At 68.3% G+C, this 15,378-nt stretch carries 15 protein-coding genes, 1 tRNA gene and 1 pseudogene; 6 read left to right on the top strand and 11 right to left on the bottom strand.

Annotation, left to right across the window (positions count from 1 at the left end; genetic code table 11):
• Positions 1–114: 114 nt before the first annotated feature.
• The 4 genes from OG522_RS34690 to OG522_RS34705 all read right to left on the bottom strand — a co-directional run bounded on the left by OG522_RS34690 (position 115) and on the right by OG522_RS34705 (position 2,222).
• Positions 115–297, bottom strand: a complete 183-nt coding sequence (locus tag OG522_RS34690; RefSeq protein ID WP_329467007.1) for a hypothetical protein — start codon at positions 295–297, stop codon at positions 115–117.
• 497 nt (positions 298–794) lie between these two features.
• Entirely contained in the window at positions 795–1,229 is a 435-nt protein-coding gene (locus tag OG522_RS34695; RefSeq protein ID WP_443074787.1) for a DUF2267 domain-containing protein, read from the bottom strand.
• Positions 1,230–1,305: 76 nt separating this feature from the next.
• Entirely contained in the window at positions 1,306–1,701 is a 396-nt protein-coding gene (locus OG522_RS34700) for a DUF2267 domain-containing protein (protein WP_329467009.1), read from the bottom strand.
• Between the two features lie 89 nt (positions 1,702–1,790).
• Positions 1,791–2,222 carry an Hsp20/alpha crystallin family protein gene (locus tag OG522_RS34705; RefSeq protein ID WP_329467010.1) on the bottom strand — a complete coding sequence of 144 codons (432 nt, stop codon included), beginning with the start codon at positions 2,220–2,222 and terminating at the stop codon, positions 1,791–1,793.
• Between the two features lie 513 nt (positions 2,223–2,735).
• Here OG522_RS34705 and OG522_RS41330 point away from each other — a divergent pair.
• Positions 2,736–2,842 (top strand): annotated as a pseudogene (locus OG522_RS41330) (metallophosphoesterase family protein); the annotation flags it as partial.
• Positions 2,843–2,898: 56 nt separating this feature from the next.
• Here OG522_RS41330 and OG522_RS34710 read toward each other — a convergent pair.
• The gene (locus OG522_RS34710) at positions 2,899–3,489 is read right to left on the bottom strand and encodes a TetR/AcrR family transcriptional regulator (protein ID WP_329467011.1); all 591 of its coding nucleotides are present in this window, start codon (positions 3,487–3,489) and stop codon (positions 2,899–2,901) included.
• Positions 3,490–3,611: 122 nt separating this feature from the next.
• Between OG522_RS34710 and OG522_RS34715 the strand changes: the two genes are divergently transcribed.
• The gene (locus tag OG522_RS34715; RefSeq protein WP_329467012.1) at positions 3,612–4,346 is read left to right on the top strand and encodes an SDR family oxidoreductase; all 735 of its coding nucleotides are present in this window, start codon (positions 3,612–3,614) and stop codon (positions 4,344–4,346) included.
• Positions 4,347–5,043: 697 nt separating this feature from the next.
• Here the strand turns inward: OG522_RS34715 and OG522_RS34720 are convergent.
• Together OG522_RS34720 and OG522_RS34725 are read right to left on the bottom strand one after the other, a co-directional pair.
• A complete protein-coding gene (locus OG522_RS34720; protein WP_329467013.1) occupies positions 5,044–5,763 on the bottom strand; it encodes a dienelactone hydrolase family protein in 720 nt (239 codons plus the stop codon).
• Between the two features lie 530 nt (positions 5,764–6,293).
• Positions 6,294–6,749 carry a MarR family winged helix-turn-helix transcriptional regulator gene (locus OG522_RS34725; protein ID WP_329467014.1) on the bottom strand — a complete coding sequence of 152 codons (456 nt, stop codon included), beginning with the start codon at positions 6,747–6,749 and terminating at the stop codon, positions 6,294–6,296.
• 224 nt (positions 6,750–6,973) lie between these two features.
• On the opposite strand from OG522_RS34725, the gene OG522_RS34730 reads away from it, so the two are divergent.
• On the top strand, positions 6,974–8,233 hold the full coding sequence (locus OG522_RS34730) for an alpha/beta hydrolase (protein WP_329467015.1): 1,260 nt from the start codon (positions 6,974–6,976) through the stop codon (positions 8,231–8,233).
• Positions 8,234–8,369: 136 nt separating this feature from the next.
• Here OG522_RS34730 and OG522_RS34735 read toward each other — a convergent pair whose 3' ends face one another.
• The gene (locus OG522_RS34735; RefSeq protein ID WP_329467016.1) at positions 8,370–9,359 is read right to left on the bottom strand and encodes an esterase/lipase family protein; all 990 of its coding nucleotides are present in this window, start codon (positions 9,357–9,359) and stop codon (positions 8,370–8,372) included.
• Positions 9,360–9,943: 584 nt separating this feature from the next.
• Here OG522_RS34735 and OG522_RS34740 point away from each other — a divergent pair.
• From OG522_RS34740 to OG522_RS34750, 3 genes are all read left to right on the top strand, one after another.
• A complete protein-coding gene (locus OG522_RS34740) occupies positions 9,944–10,381 on the top strand; it encodes a glutaredoxin domain-containing protein (protein WP_329467017.1) in 438 nt (145 codons plus the stop codon).
• Between the two features lie 665 nt (positions 10,382–11,046).
• Positions 11,047–11,904 carry a helix-turn-helix domain-containing protein gene (locus OG522_RS34745; RefSeq protein WP_329467018.1) on the top strand — a complete coding sequence of 286 codons (858 nt, stop codon included), beginning with the start codon at positions 11,047–11,049 and terminating at the stop codon, positions 11,902–11,904.
• Positions 11,891–12,751, top strand: coding sequence for an oxidoreductase (locus tag OG522_RS34750; RefSeq protein WP_329467019.1), 861 nt, complete (start codon positions 11,891–11,893; stop codon positions 12,749–12,751). Before OG522_RS34745 ends, OG522_RS34750 begins: the two co-directional genes overlap by 14 nt.
• Positions 12,752–13,043: 292 nt before the next feature.
• On the opposite strand, the gene OG522_RS34755 is transcribed toward OG522_RS34750, so the two are convergent.
• From OG522_RS34755 to OG522_RS34765, 3 genes are all read right to left on the bottom strand, one after another.
• Positions 13,044–13,448 carry a hypothetical protein gene (locus OG522_RS34755; RefSeq protein WP_329467020.1) on the bottom strand — a complete coding sequence of 135 codons (405 nt, stop codon included), beginning with the start codon at positions 13,446–13,448 and terminating at the stop codon, positions 13,044–13,046.
• 271 nt (positions 13,449–13,719) lie between these two features.
• Positions 13,720–13,838: transfer RNA gene (locus OG522_RS34760), tRNA-Arg, on the bottom strand.
• A gap of 1,015 nt (positions 13,839–14,853) precedes the next feature.
• Positions 14,854–15,303, bottom strand: a complete 450-nt coding sequence (locus tag OG522_RS34765; protein WP_329467021.1) for a MerR family transcriptional regulator — start codon at positions 15,301–15,303, stop codon at positions 14,854–14,856.
• Positions 15,304–15,378 lie beyond the last annotated feature (75 nt).

A 15,378-nucleotide genomic window follows, 5' to 3' on the forward strand; every position in this document is an offset into this window, starting at 1 on the left:
TGGTTGAGGCGTGGTCCCGCCCTGTCCGTGTCATGTGGTTGAGGCGTGGCTCCGCCCCGTCCGTCCGAGGCAGCGTCGCGTGCTTCGCGGTGCTGGGTGAACTGCTCGGCGGGATCAGTGCAGTTGGCGAATCCCGCTGACCAGGCCGGCCACTCCGATGGCTCCGGTGACCAGTGCGCCGAGGACGGCGCCGACCTCGCCCCGGTCCACCGCGAGGGTGAGCGCGGCCGCGCACAAGAACACGACACCGAGCCCGATGAGCCACCACCCCGGCGGGCTGCCGCCACTGCTGTTCACCTGCCGGGTCCTTGGGGCGGTCACTGTCACGGTGAGCTGACCCACGGCCCCGTCGGGACTCTGCACTGGCATGGTCACCTACTGTGGGCCCTAGCCGCGAGGCTGGTACACGCATCCGCTGAACGTTGCCAGAACGACGGGATCGTGACCTCCGCCGGCCTCGATGTCCCGTAACTGCTGCACTGCTGCACTGCTGCGCCGTTGTCCGGTCTCCGTGCATGACGTGACGGCTGAGTTTTCGCAGCAGGTCGCGGTGAGCGGCCTCAGGAGTGCCGTAGCTGTAATCCGAGCCGTACCCCCTCGCCTCGCTTGCGCCGTTCCCGGAATGCAGGACCATTGCGTACGCCCAATTCGCCAGGGCCAACACACCAGGCAACGCCTATCGAGCCAGCGTAAGAGACCGACCTGGACTACGGACGGTCTGCCGTGAGGCCCTCGGCGGCGCGAGGGCCTCACCCAGACGCGGGAGACCGCTTCGGCTTGGGGGCACGGTTCGTTTATGCCGCTTGGGTGAGTTCGGCTTGGCCGAACAGCAGGGCGTGGCCGGAGGGGAGTTGGCGCAGAATGCGGCTCGTCAGGTCGGGGCCCGCCAGGTCGGCGACGGTGGTCAGAACGGCGCCGGTGTCCCAGCGGGTCGTGGCGATGCTCGCGCCGGCGCGGTCCGCGAGGCCCTTGACGAAGGCCCAGCCCGTGACGGGCTGGGGGAGGGGGACCTGCGCGGTGAGGGTGAGGGCGGCTTCGAAGGGCAGGCGGGCGGCCAGCTCGACGCGTTCTTCGCCCGTCAGCTGGCGTCCGAGTCCTGCGAGGACCAGGCGGATGGCTTCCTCGGCCCGTTCCCGGGTGGGGTAGGCGCCTTCGTAGCGGACTTTCTCCAGCATCTGCTCGTACGTCATCACGTCCGGTTGCTGGAGCGGTGCACGCAGATCGGACATCACTGCGGTGGTTGCCTTTCTGTATCCGGAGGGGCGGTGCCGGTGCCCGGCGGGTATGCGGGCACCGGCTGGTGGGTCAGTGGATCTGGGGACGGCCGAAGAGGAGGTCGTAGCCCGCGGGGAGTTGAAGCAGGATCTGCTGGAGCAGCTCGTCGTCGGCCGCGTCGGCGACGGTGCTGAGGACGGCGCTGACGTCCCAGGCAGCCGTCGCCTCGGTGGCGCCCTCGATCCAGGCCGTCGTAGCGCGTACGAACCGCTCGGGGGTGAGGGGTTCGGCGCTCTGCAGGGGGTTGAGGAGGATCAGGGCGAATGCTTCCGGCAGCCGCGCCGCGAGCTGCGCGCGCACCTCGCCGACCAGGTGTGCGCCCAGCAGGGCGAGCACCACGCGGGCCGCACGGTCTGCTTCGGATCTGCTGTTGTACTCGCCGCGTTCCTTGACTTGGTCCAGGAACGCTTCCCAACGCAAGGTCATTCGGCGCCGCCCATCTTTGTCGGGTGCGGAGGGCGGGTGAGGGGGCCGAGTGCCCGCCCTCTACCGCGTCGGCTCGGCCGCCCGGGAACTCAGCCGGAGATCTGCTTGCGGGAGGACTCCCTGCCGATGGCGATCTTGCGGGGCTTGGCCCGCTCAGCGATCGGGATGCGCAGGGTGAGGACTCCGGCGTCGTAGTCGGCTTGGATGCGTTCGGTGTCCAGGGTGTCGGCCAGCACGAGCTGGCGGGAGAAGACACCCAGCGGCCGTTCCGACAGTTCCATTTGCACGTCGTCGGCCTTCGTCGTGGGCCGGCGCTCGGCCTTGACGGTCAGCATGTTCCGCTCGACGTCGATATCGATCGCCTCCGCGCTGACACCGGGCAGGTCGAAGGCCACCACGTACTCGTCACCCTCGCGGTAGGCGTCCATCGCCATCGCGGACGGCCGCGTCCAGGTCCCGGCGCCGGTCAGCTGCTGGGCGAGACGGTCGAGCTCACGGAAGGGGTCGGTGCGCATCAACATCGTGAAACACCTCCAGAGGTCGGGCAGTGGCTGCCAATGCGCTGCTCTGACACCATTCTATTAGGTCATCCAATGGATGACAATTGCTGTGTCGTCTGAAGGGTGACACTCGTGGAGGATGTGCTGTGCCAGCAGCCGAGCGACCCGTTTCGCCCGGAGCGCCGGGGGCGTCTGGAGGCTGACCAGGCCGCTCCACGCAAGGGCGGCAGAGACGGCGGCGCGCAGGAGCCCCTGGTGTTGGGCAGCCCACTCGTCGCCGTTTACGGCTTCCAGGGCCGCTACGGCCGCCAGGGACGAGGCCGGGCTCTGGGCGTCATGGAGGATGGGAGCTCGACCAGCCCGACCTGTCGAAACCGCCGTCGTGCGGGCGCCAGCGGGCCGGACCTCGCCCACCCATCGGGCGTCACCAGGCAGGTCGCCCAACGCCCTACAGTCACAACTGCCTGGGCCCGCCGGAACCAGCGCGGAACAGTGTCCATCACTCGTGAATGCCGTACCGCCGAACGCACCGAACACATGCCGTTCGCCCGCGTCGCCCGCGGCCGCCTCGTGATGAATCCCGGCAGCGTCGGCATGCCGTACGGGGGGTGGGAGCCTACTGGGCGTTCCTTGGCTCCGGCGTCGAACTCCCCTGGCGGCAGCCCACACCGAGCAGGAGCCCCCGCCGTTCGTACCGTCAGCTTTCGGAAGACTGCGGCGGGGTGGGTTTCAACCCGTCCATGGTGAGGTCTAGAAGGCGTTCGGCTTGGTCTCGTTGCTCGGGCTTCGCCGAAGTGAGGGCGATGCCCGCGAGGGCGGCGAACATATCGGTCGGGCGGATGTCGGAGCGCAGGACGCCGGCGGCGGTACCGGCCGCCATGAGGCTGGAAATGGCGCCCTGGATCATGTCGCGGCTGTGGCCGTATGGGTCGGCTCCCGAGGCGACGACGGCTCGCAGAGCGTCGGCCATGCCGAGTTTGGCGGTGGCGTAGTCGACGAAACGACCCATCCAGACGCGCAGGGCCTCACGTGGCGGCAACGTCGCCAAGAGGTCGGGGACGGCGTCGCAAAGTCGCGCCACTTCGTTGCGATAGGCCGCCTCGATCAGGATCTCCCGGGTCGGGAAGTTGCGGTAGAGCGTGCCGGTTCCCACGCCCGCCTCCTTGGCGATGCGTTCGAAGTGGGTGTCCAGTCCCTCTTCGGTGAACACGCGCACCGCAGCGGCCAGGATCTTGTCCCGGTTGCGCTGTGCGTCAGCCCTCAGCGGGCGTTCCGTATCCCGTGCCATCGACCGCTCCCTCATCCCCGTTGCAAAGTGGAGGCGCATCCACTTACAGTGAAACTAACTGGCGGGGCCTCCACTTTCACTCTAGATGGTGTGCTGCGCTCATTCCACTTTCGGAGGATCACGTGTCGGGAATCGAAGGCAAGGTCGTTGTGATCACGGGGGCCAGCAGTGGCATCGGCGAGGCGATTGCGCTGCTGTTGGCCGAGCGAGGGGCGAAAGTGGTGCTCGGTGCACGGCGGCCTGAGCTTCTGGAGGCGCTCGTCGCCCGTATCGAGAAGGCCGGCGGGCAAGCCGTCTACGCGCGCACGGACGTGAAGCGCCGGGAGGACCTGTCCACTCTGGTCGGGTTGGCGTGCGACCGCTACGGCAAGGTCGATGTCCTCGTCAGCAACGCCGGGATCGGTCTGATCTCCCCGCTGGACGACCTGCGCGTCGAGGACTGGGAGGAAATGATCGACGTCAACCTCAAAGGAGTCCTGTACGGAATCGCCGCAGCGCTGCCTGTCTTCCGGGAGCAGGGCTTCGGGCACTTCGTGAACACCGTCTCAACGGCTGGGCTGCGCATCGTGCCGCTCCAGGCGGTGTACGCGGGGACCAAGAACGCGGTCCGCACCATCTCTGAGGGCTTGCGCCAGGAGGCGGGCAGTAGTGTGCGCGTCACGGTCGTCTCGCCAGGTGTCACGCGCACGGAATTCGCGGATTCCATGGCTCCGGAGATGAAGGCCCAAGTCCTCGACCGCATGGGCGAGATCGCGATTCCGCCGGACGCCATCGCCCGTGCCATCGCCTTCGCCATCGAGCAGCCGGCCAGTGTCGACGTGGGCGACATCGTTGTCCGTCCCACTGCGCAGAACTAAGTCGCACACCGGCACAGACCGACGCGGCCTACGCGCCGTCGCACCCCGCGTCGGCTACCCCTACGCCGGACCACCGCTCTGCAACTCGACACCGTGCCGCCCGTGGTCGACTACCACCTCTCACGGGAAACCAGGGCGCCGGGCGCGGGCGGTTTCCTGGCCTACACCGGAACCTACCGAACACGGCTACCTGCGCTGCCACCTCCTCGGCCAAGGAAACCCGCTTCACAGCGCACGCCGATGCCGCCGACGCATCCTGTAGCAGCGGCCCATCAGGCATACACCTGAGCTGCGAAGGGGCCATGAGGCAAACGCATCACCGTCCGTATCGCCGGTAAGGGAAGTCGAGGTCACCGGGCCTAGCGGTGGCCGCCGCGGGATCCTGTACGCCGCTGCGCGTACCTGCTGCCGACCGTCGGCTACCAACCCCGGCCGGGCGCTGGTGGTTGAGTCGGTCGATTGCTCGGCGGTCCGCAACGTACGAGCCGAGTGGCTCACGGCGTGGGCCGAGTTGATGGGGGCGCTGGTGGCTGAGCGCCGCCTCGACCGGCCGGTGCCGGCCATCGGCGGCACGGAACGGTCGGGGCGGTTGTGCATCTGCTGGTCGCCGCCATCGAGGAGGGGACGGGGCCTGTCCTCGATGATGGCATCATGGCCGGCGCCGCTTAGCGTCTGCTGCCGACCTGGCTGCCCGGACTCACTTCAGGTGGCGGCCGAAGAACCGGTCCCCGTCCTCCCTCTCGAACCACGGTGTGCCGGTGTGCCCGCCCATATTGGCGTGCAGGGTCTTCTCCTTGCTGCCGAAGGCGTCGAACAGGTCCAGGGCCCGTTGCCGGGGGTTCCCTTCGTCGTCCCACTGCAGCAGGAACAGCAGCGGAATGGTGACCTGCCGGGCCTCCTCGCGCTGGGTGCGGGGCACGTACCCCCCGGCGAAGAAACCGGCGGCCGCGATGCGCGGATCGACCGCCGCAAGGCGGATGCCGGGGGCGGTCCACCCCGAGTACCCGACCGGGCCGCCGATCTCGGGCAGCGAAAGGAGGGCGTCCAGGGTGGTCCGCCATTCCGGGACCGCCCTTTCGACCAGCGGGCCGACGAGGGACTCGAAGATCTCGTCGGCCGGCTCCCCGGCCTGCAGCGCCCGGCGGAGATCGGCGCGGGCCTGCTCGTCGGCGGCGGAACGGGGCCGGTCGCCGCACCCGGCGGCGTCGATGGTGGCTACCGCGTAGCCGCACGCAGCGGTGTAGCGGGCCCGAGCGACCAGCCGGGGCTCGGCCTTGGGCAGGCCGTTGTTGTGGGCCATCAGGATCAGCGGAGCCGGAGCGGATCCGGACGTCCACAAGGTGCCGGGGATCTCGCCGAGAGTGAATTCGCGTTCGAGGACGTTGTCGTCGAGGCGTTGTTCGGAAGTGAATTGCATGGTCGTGCCTTTCGGGAATGCCCAGAGTGGCGCTCCCGGACGACCTATCGCCCGACCGTGACCCCGGAGGGGAGCACCCATGTCGATACTGCGTTCACGGGTACCACCTCCTCGTTCTCTCGCACGGCCTCCGGAAAAGTAGCAGTGGACGCCGTGGTTCGCCAACGGGATTTTGTGGAGGCTCCGCGGCCGGATGCCGCCTCACCCCATGGCGTACGGCTCAAGGGCGTTGGCGCTGGAGCTGGACCCGAATCAAGCAACATCGGCGATGCTCTCGCCACTGGGGAAGCACGCCGGGTGAGGGTGTCTCATCAACGGGGCTGGCCCACTTCTCGTGGTGGCTGCGGTTGGGCGGCATGTGATCGTGAAGAACGTCAACTGCCGTGTGAGTACGTCCCTTTCAGGGGTCCCTGTGCTGGGAGGGGAAAGGGTCAGGGGCCTGTATGACTGCGGGCTGTCGTCGTCATTGCGGGTTGACCGTCAATCCAAGGGACCGGTGGCGCCGCTCGGGAGCGCGGCCAACGCGGCCTTCAGAGCTCGTCGTAGATGTGGGCCAAGTGCCGCAAGATGTCGGTGGCGGCATGCAGGGCGTCGGTGTCGTGGTCCGTGAGCGCGGTGTGTAGCGCGTCGGCGAGGGCGTGTTCGCGCTCCCTGTGACGGTGGCGACCGGCAGCGGTGAGCGCGACTACCACGGACCTCTTGTCGCCCGGGAGACGTTCGCGGGTGACGTAGCCCGCGCTGGCCAGGCCGTTGACGAGCTGGGTTGCCGCGGCGCCGGTGGTCTCGGTGGCCGCGGCGAGCCGCCCGACCGGCAGCGGCCCTTCCTCGGCGAGGACGCGGAGGGCTCGGGCGTGGGTGAGGGAGAGCGCACCGGGGTTGCGCGTGGCGCGGCCGCGCAGGCGGGCGTCGGCGGCACTGAGGCTGTAGGCGGCCCGGGAGAGTTCCGCGACGGCCTGTTCCCGGGTGGGGATCGACGGTTCGGTCATGTGTGGATTCCTCGGTGAGGGGGTGTGGGCTGGGGCGGTGCGGGGTGGGGCGAGTTGACATCCAGCTTAACCTAAGTACTTACTAGTTAAGTACTTAGCAATTGGCCGGGAGTGAGGCGCCGAGACGTACTCGCCATCTTTCGCCGCGATCTGGGTGCCGTAACCCGACCTATCCCGATGTAACCCGTACCCCCCCCCGTACGGCGACGAGAGGAACATCCGTCATGACCATCCGTTCGACGGGCCAGAACTGGGCCCTGGACATCGCCCTCGCTCAGGGCGGCTTCGACGCCCTGCACCCCGAGGCCATGGGAACGCTGGAACAGCTCGGCCACGACCACACCGACTTCGAGAAGGTCTTCGCCCTGGTCAAGAGCGGTGCCATGCTCCCCAAGGCCTGGGCGACCGTGGCGGGCCAGGCCGAGGAGCGGGCCCTGCACCACGAGCGCGGCGGCTTCACCCGGACCGCCGTGGACCTCTACATCCGGGCCGCCGTCATGTGGGGACGCGCCCAGTACTCCGTCTTCGACGCGGCGGACCCGCGCAAGGCCGCGTTCCGCGAGCGCACCAACCACTGTGCCGAGCGCATCGGCGCACTGCGCGGCGGCCGGGTGCGCCGCGTGGTGCTCGACTTCGAGGGCAAGCACATTCACGCCCTGCTCCACCTGCCCGCCGAGCCCGTGCGCAACGCCCCCGCCGTCATCCTCGGCCCCGGAATGGACATGATCAAGGAGGACTACCTCTACGCCGCGGAGCGCTACTACACCTCCCGCGGCATGGTCGCCCTGTCCATCGAGGGCCCCGGGCAGGGTGAGTCGCGGGCCGGTGGTCTGGCCGTCGACCTCACCAACTACGACCGTGCGATAGGCCGTTACATCGACCACCTGGCCGCCCTGCCCGAGGTGGACCCGCAGCGGATCGGCATGTTCGGCATCAGCATGAGCGGCTACTGGGGCTCACGTGCCGCCGCCACCGACCCGCGCCTCGCGGCACTCGCCGCCTTCGAGGCGGTGACCGGCGACTTCCAGACCATTTTCGAACGCGCTCAGCCGACCTTCAAGAACAACTACATGTACATGGCCAACTACACCGACGAGGCGGCCTTCGACCGTGAGTTGGTCGCCCACATGCCGCTGGGCGACATGGTCGGCGAGATCGCCTGCCCGGTCCTGTACGGCATCGGCGAGTTCGACGAACTCACCCCGCTCGAACAGGCTCTGGCCAGCTACGAGCGCGTCACCGCACCCAAGGAGATGCGGGTGTACGAGAACGAGTTCCACCCGCTGGGCGGGGCCGCCGCCGAAGTGTTCCGCTTCGGTGCCGAGTGGATCGAACGCGCCCTCAACGGTGAGTTCGCCGAACCGGGCCGCGACGTCCGGCACTACGTCCACCGCGACGGCCGCACCACGGACGGCACGGCCAACCCCACATGGTGGCTCGGCACGGTCCCGCCCGCCATCACGGAAGCCCGCGCGAAGGCCTGAGCGCCAGCGCCCGGCCGTCCCAGACGTCGGGCCATGATGTCGGGGACGGCCGGACCGGTGCAGAACCGGTACGGGGTGATTCCGGTGTGAGCCGGGGTGAGCAGGACAGCGTGATTCAGGTCGATCGGGATCAGGATCACAGCGGAATCGGCATGAGGGCGCAGCGCACCGGCGCGGCGTGTGCGGGGTCGAGGGCGTTCAGCACCAGTTGGAACACGTTCGGGTCGTAGGGGCTGCCCAGGTGACCGGTGAGGTCGAGCGGGCACACGTTCTGCAGCAGGACGTTGTGCACGGTGGCACCGGGCCCGGCGCTGAGGAACTGGTGGGCGTACGGGGTCACGACCACGTCGGTACGGCTGACGATGTTGGTGTAGGTGACACCGGGCTCCGTGTCGCCTGTGGCGTACAGCTGCTGGAGGACCGGGGAGCCGATCGTCTGGTCCTTGGACGCGGGACTGTCCAGGCCGAACGGCTTACCGGCGTGCCCCGCCACGTCCAGTACCACATCGATGACGTGGATCAGGCCAGTTGCGGTGGTGCCGTGGCTGCTGGGATTGATGCCCACCAGCTGGTGCACCTTCGCGGCGCCGCCGTCGAAGCGCAGATACCACTGGGGCATCAGCCCGCCGCCCTGGGATTGGCCCACCAGGTCGACCTTCGATGTCCCTGTCGCCGCCCGCACCTTGTCGACGTAGGCGGCAAGCTCCTTTGCTGAGTGGGGGACCGGGCCGACCGCCTTGATCAGGGCGTGGGGTTTGGACTCGCCGTAGTTGAGGGCGAAGACGCAGTATCCGGCGCCCTTCAGAACCGGGGCGAGGCCGCTCCAGTTGTCAAAGGCGTTCGCGAAGGTGCCCTCGACCAACACCACCGGGTAGGGGTGGACTGCCGTCGGCTTGCAGGTGAAGTCGTTGGCGCCGGCGGGGGAGCGGTCGGGGTCGGATACCGAGGCGAGCAGGGCCGCGCCGAAACTGACGGCCCCCAGCTCGCCGTACGCGCTGGCGGACGGCGTGAGCAGGGCCGCGGCGTGCCCCGGGGCGGGGGTTGCGGCGGAAGCGGTGGGAACGGCGGCGACCACGCAGGCCGCGGCGGCCAGAGCGGTGGCCGCGGCCTTGAGGACTCGGCGCATCACAGTGCGCACCTCCTGGTGACGGGTCGTCGCGGGCATGGAACGGTGCCCCAGTGTCGACATCCCGCCACGCCGCGCTCACACGAGGCGCGCTGTGTGCGCCCGTTCAGCGCACATGCGGTCAGCCAGGCGGCCGGATGCACCCCCACTGCCGGGGGCGGACGGACGGGGGGCGAGCATGCGAGCGGAGCGTGGCCTCCTGTGGCTTCCTTCCCGCCTGCCGTGCGCTGCGGGATAACATGACCGCGCGTCCACCCACGCACTTGCCTGGCGTCGCTGCGGCTGGGTGGTTCTCGTCGGAGAGCCTTTCGTTCATCCGCTCAAGTCCCGTTCAGCAACGGCGAGTTCGTCCCACTCGGCCTTCCCTCTGGATCTTTGCCCAGCAGGCGGTGCCGTCGTGGCCCAGAGGTATCGAGACCATGGCCGGGCCGTGCAGGCAGCAGACTCGCCTGCACGGCCTCGTACTTGATCGGTGCAGTTGGCCGGAGCGCTGATCAGACGAAGCGCGCTCCTGCCGCCTGCGAACGCCCAGCCGAGCGGCCCAGTTCGAGGCGCGTTTCGACTCAACGATAGCCTTCGTCTTCATGATGCGCGCTTGGATCTTGCCGGTACTGCTCGTGCTCTACGGCTCAGTGCTCGCGGCTGGGCTGATCTTCATGGGGACCCCCGGCGCAGCCGCAGCAGTCCTGCTGGTGTTCATTCTGCTCGCAGGCGTGAACTCGCCCCTGATGTTCCCCAGGCCGATCGGTGCCCTGGAGGCGCAACGCCGCAGCGCGGTCGATGGACGGCCGGTCGTCTTCTGGCGACCGGGCTGCAAGTACTGTGTGCGACTGCGTATCCGGCTGGGGCGTAGCGCCCGCCAGGTGCACTGGGTCGACATCTGGCGCGATCCAGCCGGCGCGGCAGAGGTGAGGGCAGCCAACGACGGCAACGAGACCGTGCCGACGGTCATCGTGGCGGGCCAGCCGTACACCAACCCCGATCCTGCATGGGTGCGCAAGCAGCTCTCCCATTCCGCGTGATCGGGAGCGGCGCCGCATCATCACGTGGGCGTCCGCGTGCCCCGAACTGCCGACAGTCGGCCTGACGCCGCCTCAACTCCGCCTGTACCGCACAACGCCGAATGAGACAGGCCCCTTTGAGACAGGCTGCCGTCTGTCTCAGGTTGGCCCGCATGCCGATCGAGGTGCCCTACCAGCCGCTTCCGATCTGCCAGTCGGACGTTCGCTACGTCCACGGCCCCGACTCCACGACCCTGACTCGGCGGCGCGGGCCGGCGTACCCGTCGGCGGGGCGATGGAGGTCGGCTGGAACGTCGGCGCGATTGCCTGTTGACCGCCCACCCGGCGGGATCTGATCGCCGACCCTGCCCGGCACAGCAGCCGTAAGCGGGACTTGCTCTGCGGCATCAGCCAGAGCCTTGGAGAGCGCTTCGAGCACCCCGGACTCCGAGGGGCAGTCATCTTGCTGACCCACAAGTACACCGCGTGCCCGGTGGGACCCGGACCTCAGCTCTACCTGCGCAAACGAGCCCGGATCGCCATGCCCGCCATGCCATGGCGGGGAGCCGTCGAGGCCCTCGATGCTGAACGCGTCTGGACCGGCCTCCGGCAACTCTTGATCCGATCCTCCGGGTGGGTGTGGGAGGGCCACCCTCTTCGCGGTGCAAGCCCCTACGTTGGTCGGCATGGACAACAATCGGCTGAGTGAGTTCCTGCGGGCCCGCCGCGCACTGGTGCGTCCCGAGGACCACGGGATGCCCGCGGGGGCGCGCCGTACTCCTGGTCTGCGCCGTGAGGAGGTTGCCGTCCTCGCCGGGGTGAGTACCGACTACTACGTACGCTTGGAACAGGGACGCGAACGCAATCCCTCGTCCCAGGTCCTGCGAGCCCTGGCGGCCGCGCTCCTGCTGGAGGACGAGGAAGCCGCCTACCTGCGCGCCGTGGTCGATCCGCCACAGCACCCGCGGCCCCGGCCCGCTCGGGAGTACGCCAGCCCACAACTGGTGTCCATGCTGGATGCGTGGGCGGACACCCCGGCTCTGGTCTATGGACGGTATCTGGACCTGTCGGCCGTCAACTCCCTGGGCGAGGCGCTGTTCTCCTGGCTCGGAGACGAGACCAGCCTGATCACAGCCATGTTCCTCAACCCGGCCGCCCAAGTCTTCTACCGCGACTGGCCCGTCGTAGCGCAGGGGTGCGTGGCCGCGCTGCGGGCTGCCAATCCCGCCCCGGACGATCAGCGACTGCAGGAACTCGTCGGTGAACTGTCGGTGCGCAGCGCCGATTTCGCACGCATGTGGGCGCGCCACGACGTGCGGGCAAAGACGGCCTCAGCCAAGCGTTTTAGGCACCCGCTTGTCGGCGACCTCACTCTGAACTTCGAGACCTTCTCCGTCAACAGCGCCCCCGGCCAGCACCTGGTGGTCTACCGGGCCGAAACTGGCAGCGCCGCCGAACAGTCGCTGGCCCTGCTGGGCAGCCTCAACCTCACCGATTTCGAAGACATTCAAGACGAAGGACACCTCTCGCATGAGCTCCTCTGACTCTCCCGTATGGTTCATCACCGGCTGCTCCTCCGGCCTGGGCCGGACACTTGCCCACGCCGTGCTGGAACACGGCTGGCGTGCCGTGGTCACCGCCCGGGAGGCCAGCACGCTAGTCGACATAGTCGCGGGGCACGAGGAACGCGCCCTCACCCTGGCGTTGGACGTCACCGACGCCGAACAGATCGCGAAGGCGGTCGCCCAGGCACAGGCAGTCTTCGGACGAATCGACGTACTCGTCAACAACGCCGGCTACGGGTACCTCGCCGCCATCGAAGAAGGCGAGGACGACGAGGTCCGAGCCTTGTTCGACACCAACGTCTTCGGCCTGGTCAACACCACAAAGGCCGTCCTGCCCGGCATGCGAGCCCGTCGCTGCGGCCACATCGTGAACATGTCCTCTCTCGGCGGCCTCGTCGGGTTCGGCGCCACCGGTTACTACCACGCCACCAAGTTCGCCGTGGAAGGTCTCTCCGAGTCCCTCGCCGCCGAGATCGCCCCACTCGGCATCAACGTGACAATCGTCGAACCCGCCGCGTTCCGCACCAACTGGTCCGGACCCTCCATGCGTCAGTCCGCCGCAACCATCGACGACTACGCCCACACCGCTGGCACACGACGCGCCAGTACTCTGGCCACCTACGGTCACCAGCCCGGAGATCCGGCACGCGCCGCCCAGGCCGTCATCGACGCCGTTACGGCCGAAAAGCCCCCGCTGCGCCTGCTGCTGGGCAAAGCGGCATACGACATCGCCACGGGCAAGCTCGATACCCTCAAAACCGCCTTCGACGACTGGCGGGAAGTCACTCTCAGCGCCGACTTCCCCCCAGCGCAAACCGCAGGCTGACGACGTACATGACCCGCCGCATGGCCCGGCCTGGTGATGTAGAGCAACCATGGCCGAATCCCAAGATGGGCCAAGGGAGATGACCACGGCCAACTCGCCGACGCAGGCTCGGCTGCGCAGCGATGCAATGCGGCCGCGCAGTCATCGAAGCCAACCTTGCCGAGCGCATCGCTCTCGGCGACATCGCAGAGGTGGCCGACTGCTCCTTACGGGCCATCAGCTCCGCATTCCCTGCCAGGATCGGGCCTGTTGTCAAAGGAAGCCACGCGTTTGTCAGTCGATCCAGGCGACGCTACTCGGGTGTACGCCGTGTCTGCGGAGCTTGCGTGTTGGGGCCACCGGCCATGCCGTCTCCCATGAGCAGCGAGAAGACGAGGATGACGACGGAGCCGCCAAGGGATACGCCGGCCCATCCTGCACGCTGAACCCGGGCGGAGGCGCATCCTGGTGCGTCGGTGCCGTTGTCGGCCAGGGCGTCGTCGCCCGAGGGCATCAGGACTGATCCGCAGGCTATCTCCCGGGTGCCGTGGGGATCGTAGGAGTCCCGGTCCCGGATCTTTGCCGACACCGGTATGAGAGTGAGGAGGATCGCTGCCAGCGCTGCGAGCAGAGCGATGGTTGCCCCGGTCTTGACGACGGTGGGCAGCGTTCCCACCGTCCCAGCTGCTGCTGGCGTCTCGTTGCTTGTGCTGTCCACTGTTGCCGCCTTGGTCCGTGTGCTGTTGGCGGGAACGCTAGCGGGCGCTGTTGAAAGGCCGCTGAATGGGGGCACGAGTGCCGTCGGTAGCGCCCTCTGCCCTGCCCCGTTCGGCTCGCCCCGACCGGACGGGGGAGTGGACGGGGGACTGGGCGGGAGCCTGGACGGCAGGCTCAATTGGGTGACAAGCGCGGCTGACTTCATTGGCACCAGACACCCGTGGACGTGGCGCGACGCGGCAGTCGTGCGCCGGGCCAAGCCAGGTCGGCTGCGGTGCCGACGGGATTTGAACCCGCGGACAGATGGGAGCAGGTCCGCCCCGTCTCCGTCAGTCGGCGTGGGAGGAACCTCTCCCACGTCGATCGCAATGGGCCGCTCTGCCACGGCACCGCAACCTGCGGGAATGCGCAGTCCCGTTGCGACTCAGAGTAGAGACATCGATCTGCGAGTACGAACCTTTATCCGGGACAGCGGCAACCGATGTCCCGGGCCCCGGGCCCCAGAAGTTGTGCCAGATCCCGTTCTCTTGAACAGCGCCACTGGACTGTCGTCGTTCACCGCGCTGGTCCATCTCAACCCGATGGGCAGCCTCAGCGCGGCCGCCCCCAGACCAGCCAGCCACCACTACAGAGGTGACTGCCTGACGGGCGGAGCCTTCCCGTCATGGGCATCGGCATTTCACGGCACCCGTGACAGGGGCCGGGCCCAACAGGGCACACCGTTCGGTAATAGAGCTGGTCGGGCTGATGGGCAAAGAGTCGCAGCCCAGCGCTGCGGGCCGAGTCCGGGGTCTCCCGGAAGGCTGTGGCCACGCCACGACGGTGGATACGTCGGTCAGTCCCTGGATCTCGGCAATGGCCGACTGACCGGCGGCCACGTGGGGTTGCCCAGGGGCGGGAATTGTCCCATCGCTGGAGGCGATTTCGGTGAGCTGCTGAAGCCCGGCGGACCGGAGCCCAACTGCGGCAGTCTCTATGACGCAGGCCGCCGGTTCCTGTACTCGCTGACCAACCCTGCCCGGATCAGGGCGAGTTGACGGCTGCGGATGCTGAGGGAGACGGCGGCCTGCTCACCCTGGGGGCGATCTGCCCGCTCACGGACCAACCGGCCCCGCGAATGCGTTGGTCTCATCTTCGCGCAGGCCACCTGAACCAATCGGCCTCCATGCCTGCCCCGAGGACCCGTCGCTGTCGAGATCCAATCGTCGGATGCCACGGGCCCCGGCAATGCCCCTACCGCGAGGCGGGCATCGAGATGTCCAGGCGGCAGACGTACCGCAGAGGCAGGGGACACCCGACCGGGCCGGACGACGATCACTCTGAGCGCGGAACCCGGCTTCGAGTAATCCTCCATCAGCCCAGCTCGACGGGGTACGGCGAAACTCCTAGCCCAGGCTGCCGGACGGTCAAGGGCGCGTCAGGGGATGGCACTCCTGGTGGGTGTCGGCCGCGTGGTCCGGGTGGGACGGATTCCAGAGCCGGTCAGCCTCTCCGCGGGCAAGATGATCCTCGTAGATCCGCACCTTGTCCCGCATCACGGCCAACGTCTCGTGCAGTTCCCGGATCTGCGCCTCCACGTGCTCCTCGTGCTGACGCAGCAACGCCAGCCGCTCCCGTTCGTTTCCCGGACCCTGACGGGCCAGCTCGATGTACTGCCGGATCGTCGCCAGTGACATGCCGGAGGAGCGCAGCTTCGTACAGATCGCCAGCCACTCCAGATCTTCCTCGTGGTAGACACGACGGCCGTTGGTCAACCGGCGCACCGGATTGGCGAACAGGCCCTCGCGCTCGTAGAACCGCAGGGCGTGCACGCTCAGCCCACTGCGTTCCGCCACCTCGCCGATGCTCAGGCCCACGGACAACCCCCCCGTCACACAGCTCTTGATCTAGACCCGACTCTAGCTTCTAGCGTCGAGTCATCAGCCGTTCGG

This window comes from Streptomyces sp. NBC_01431, from assembly GCF_036231355.1.
In the GTDB taxonomy this organism is placed as follows: Bacteria; Actinomycetota; Actinomycetes; order Streptomycetales; family Streptomycetaceae; genus Streptomyces.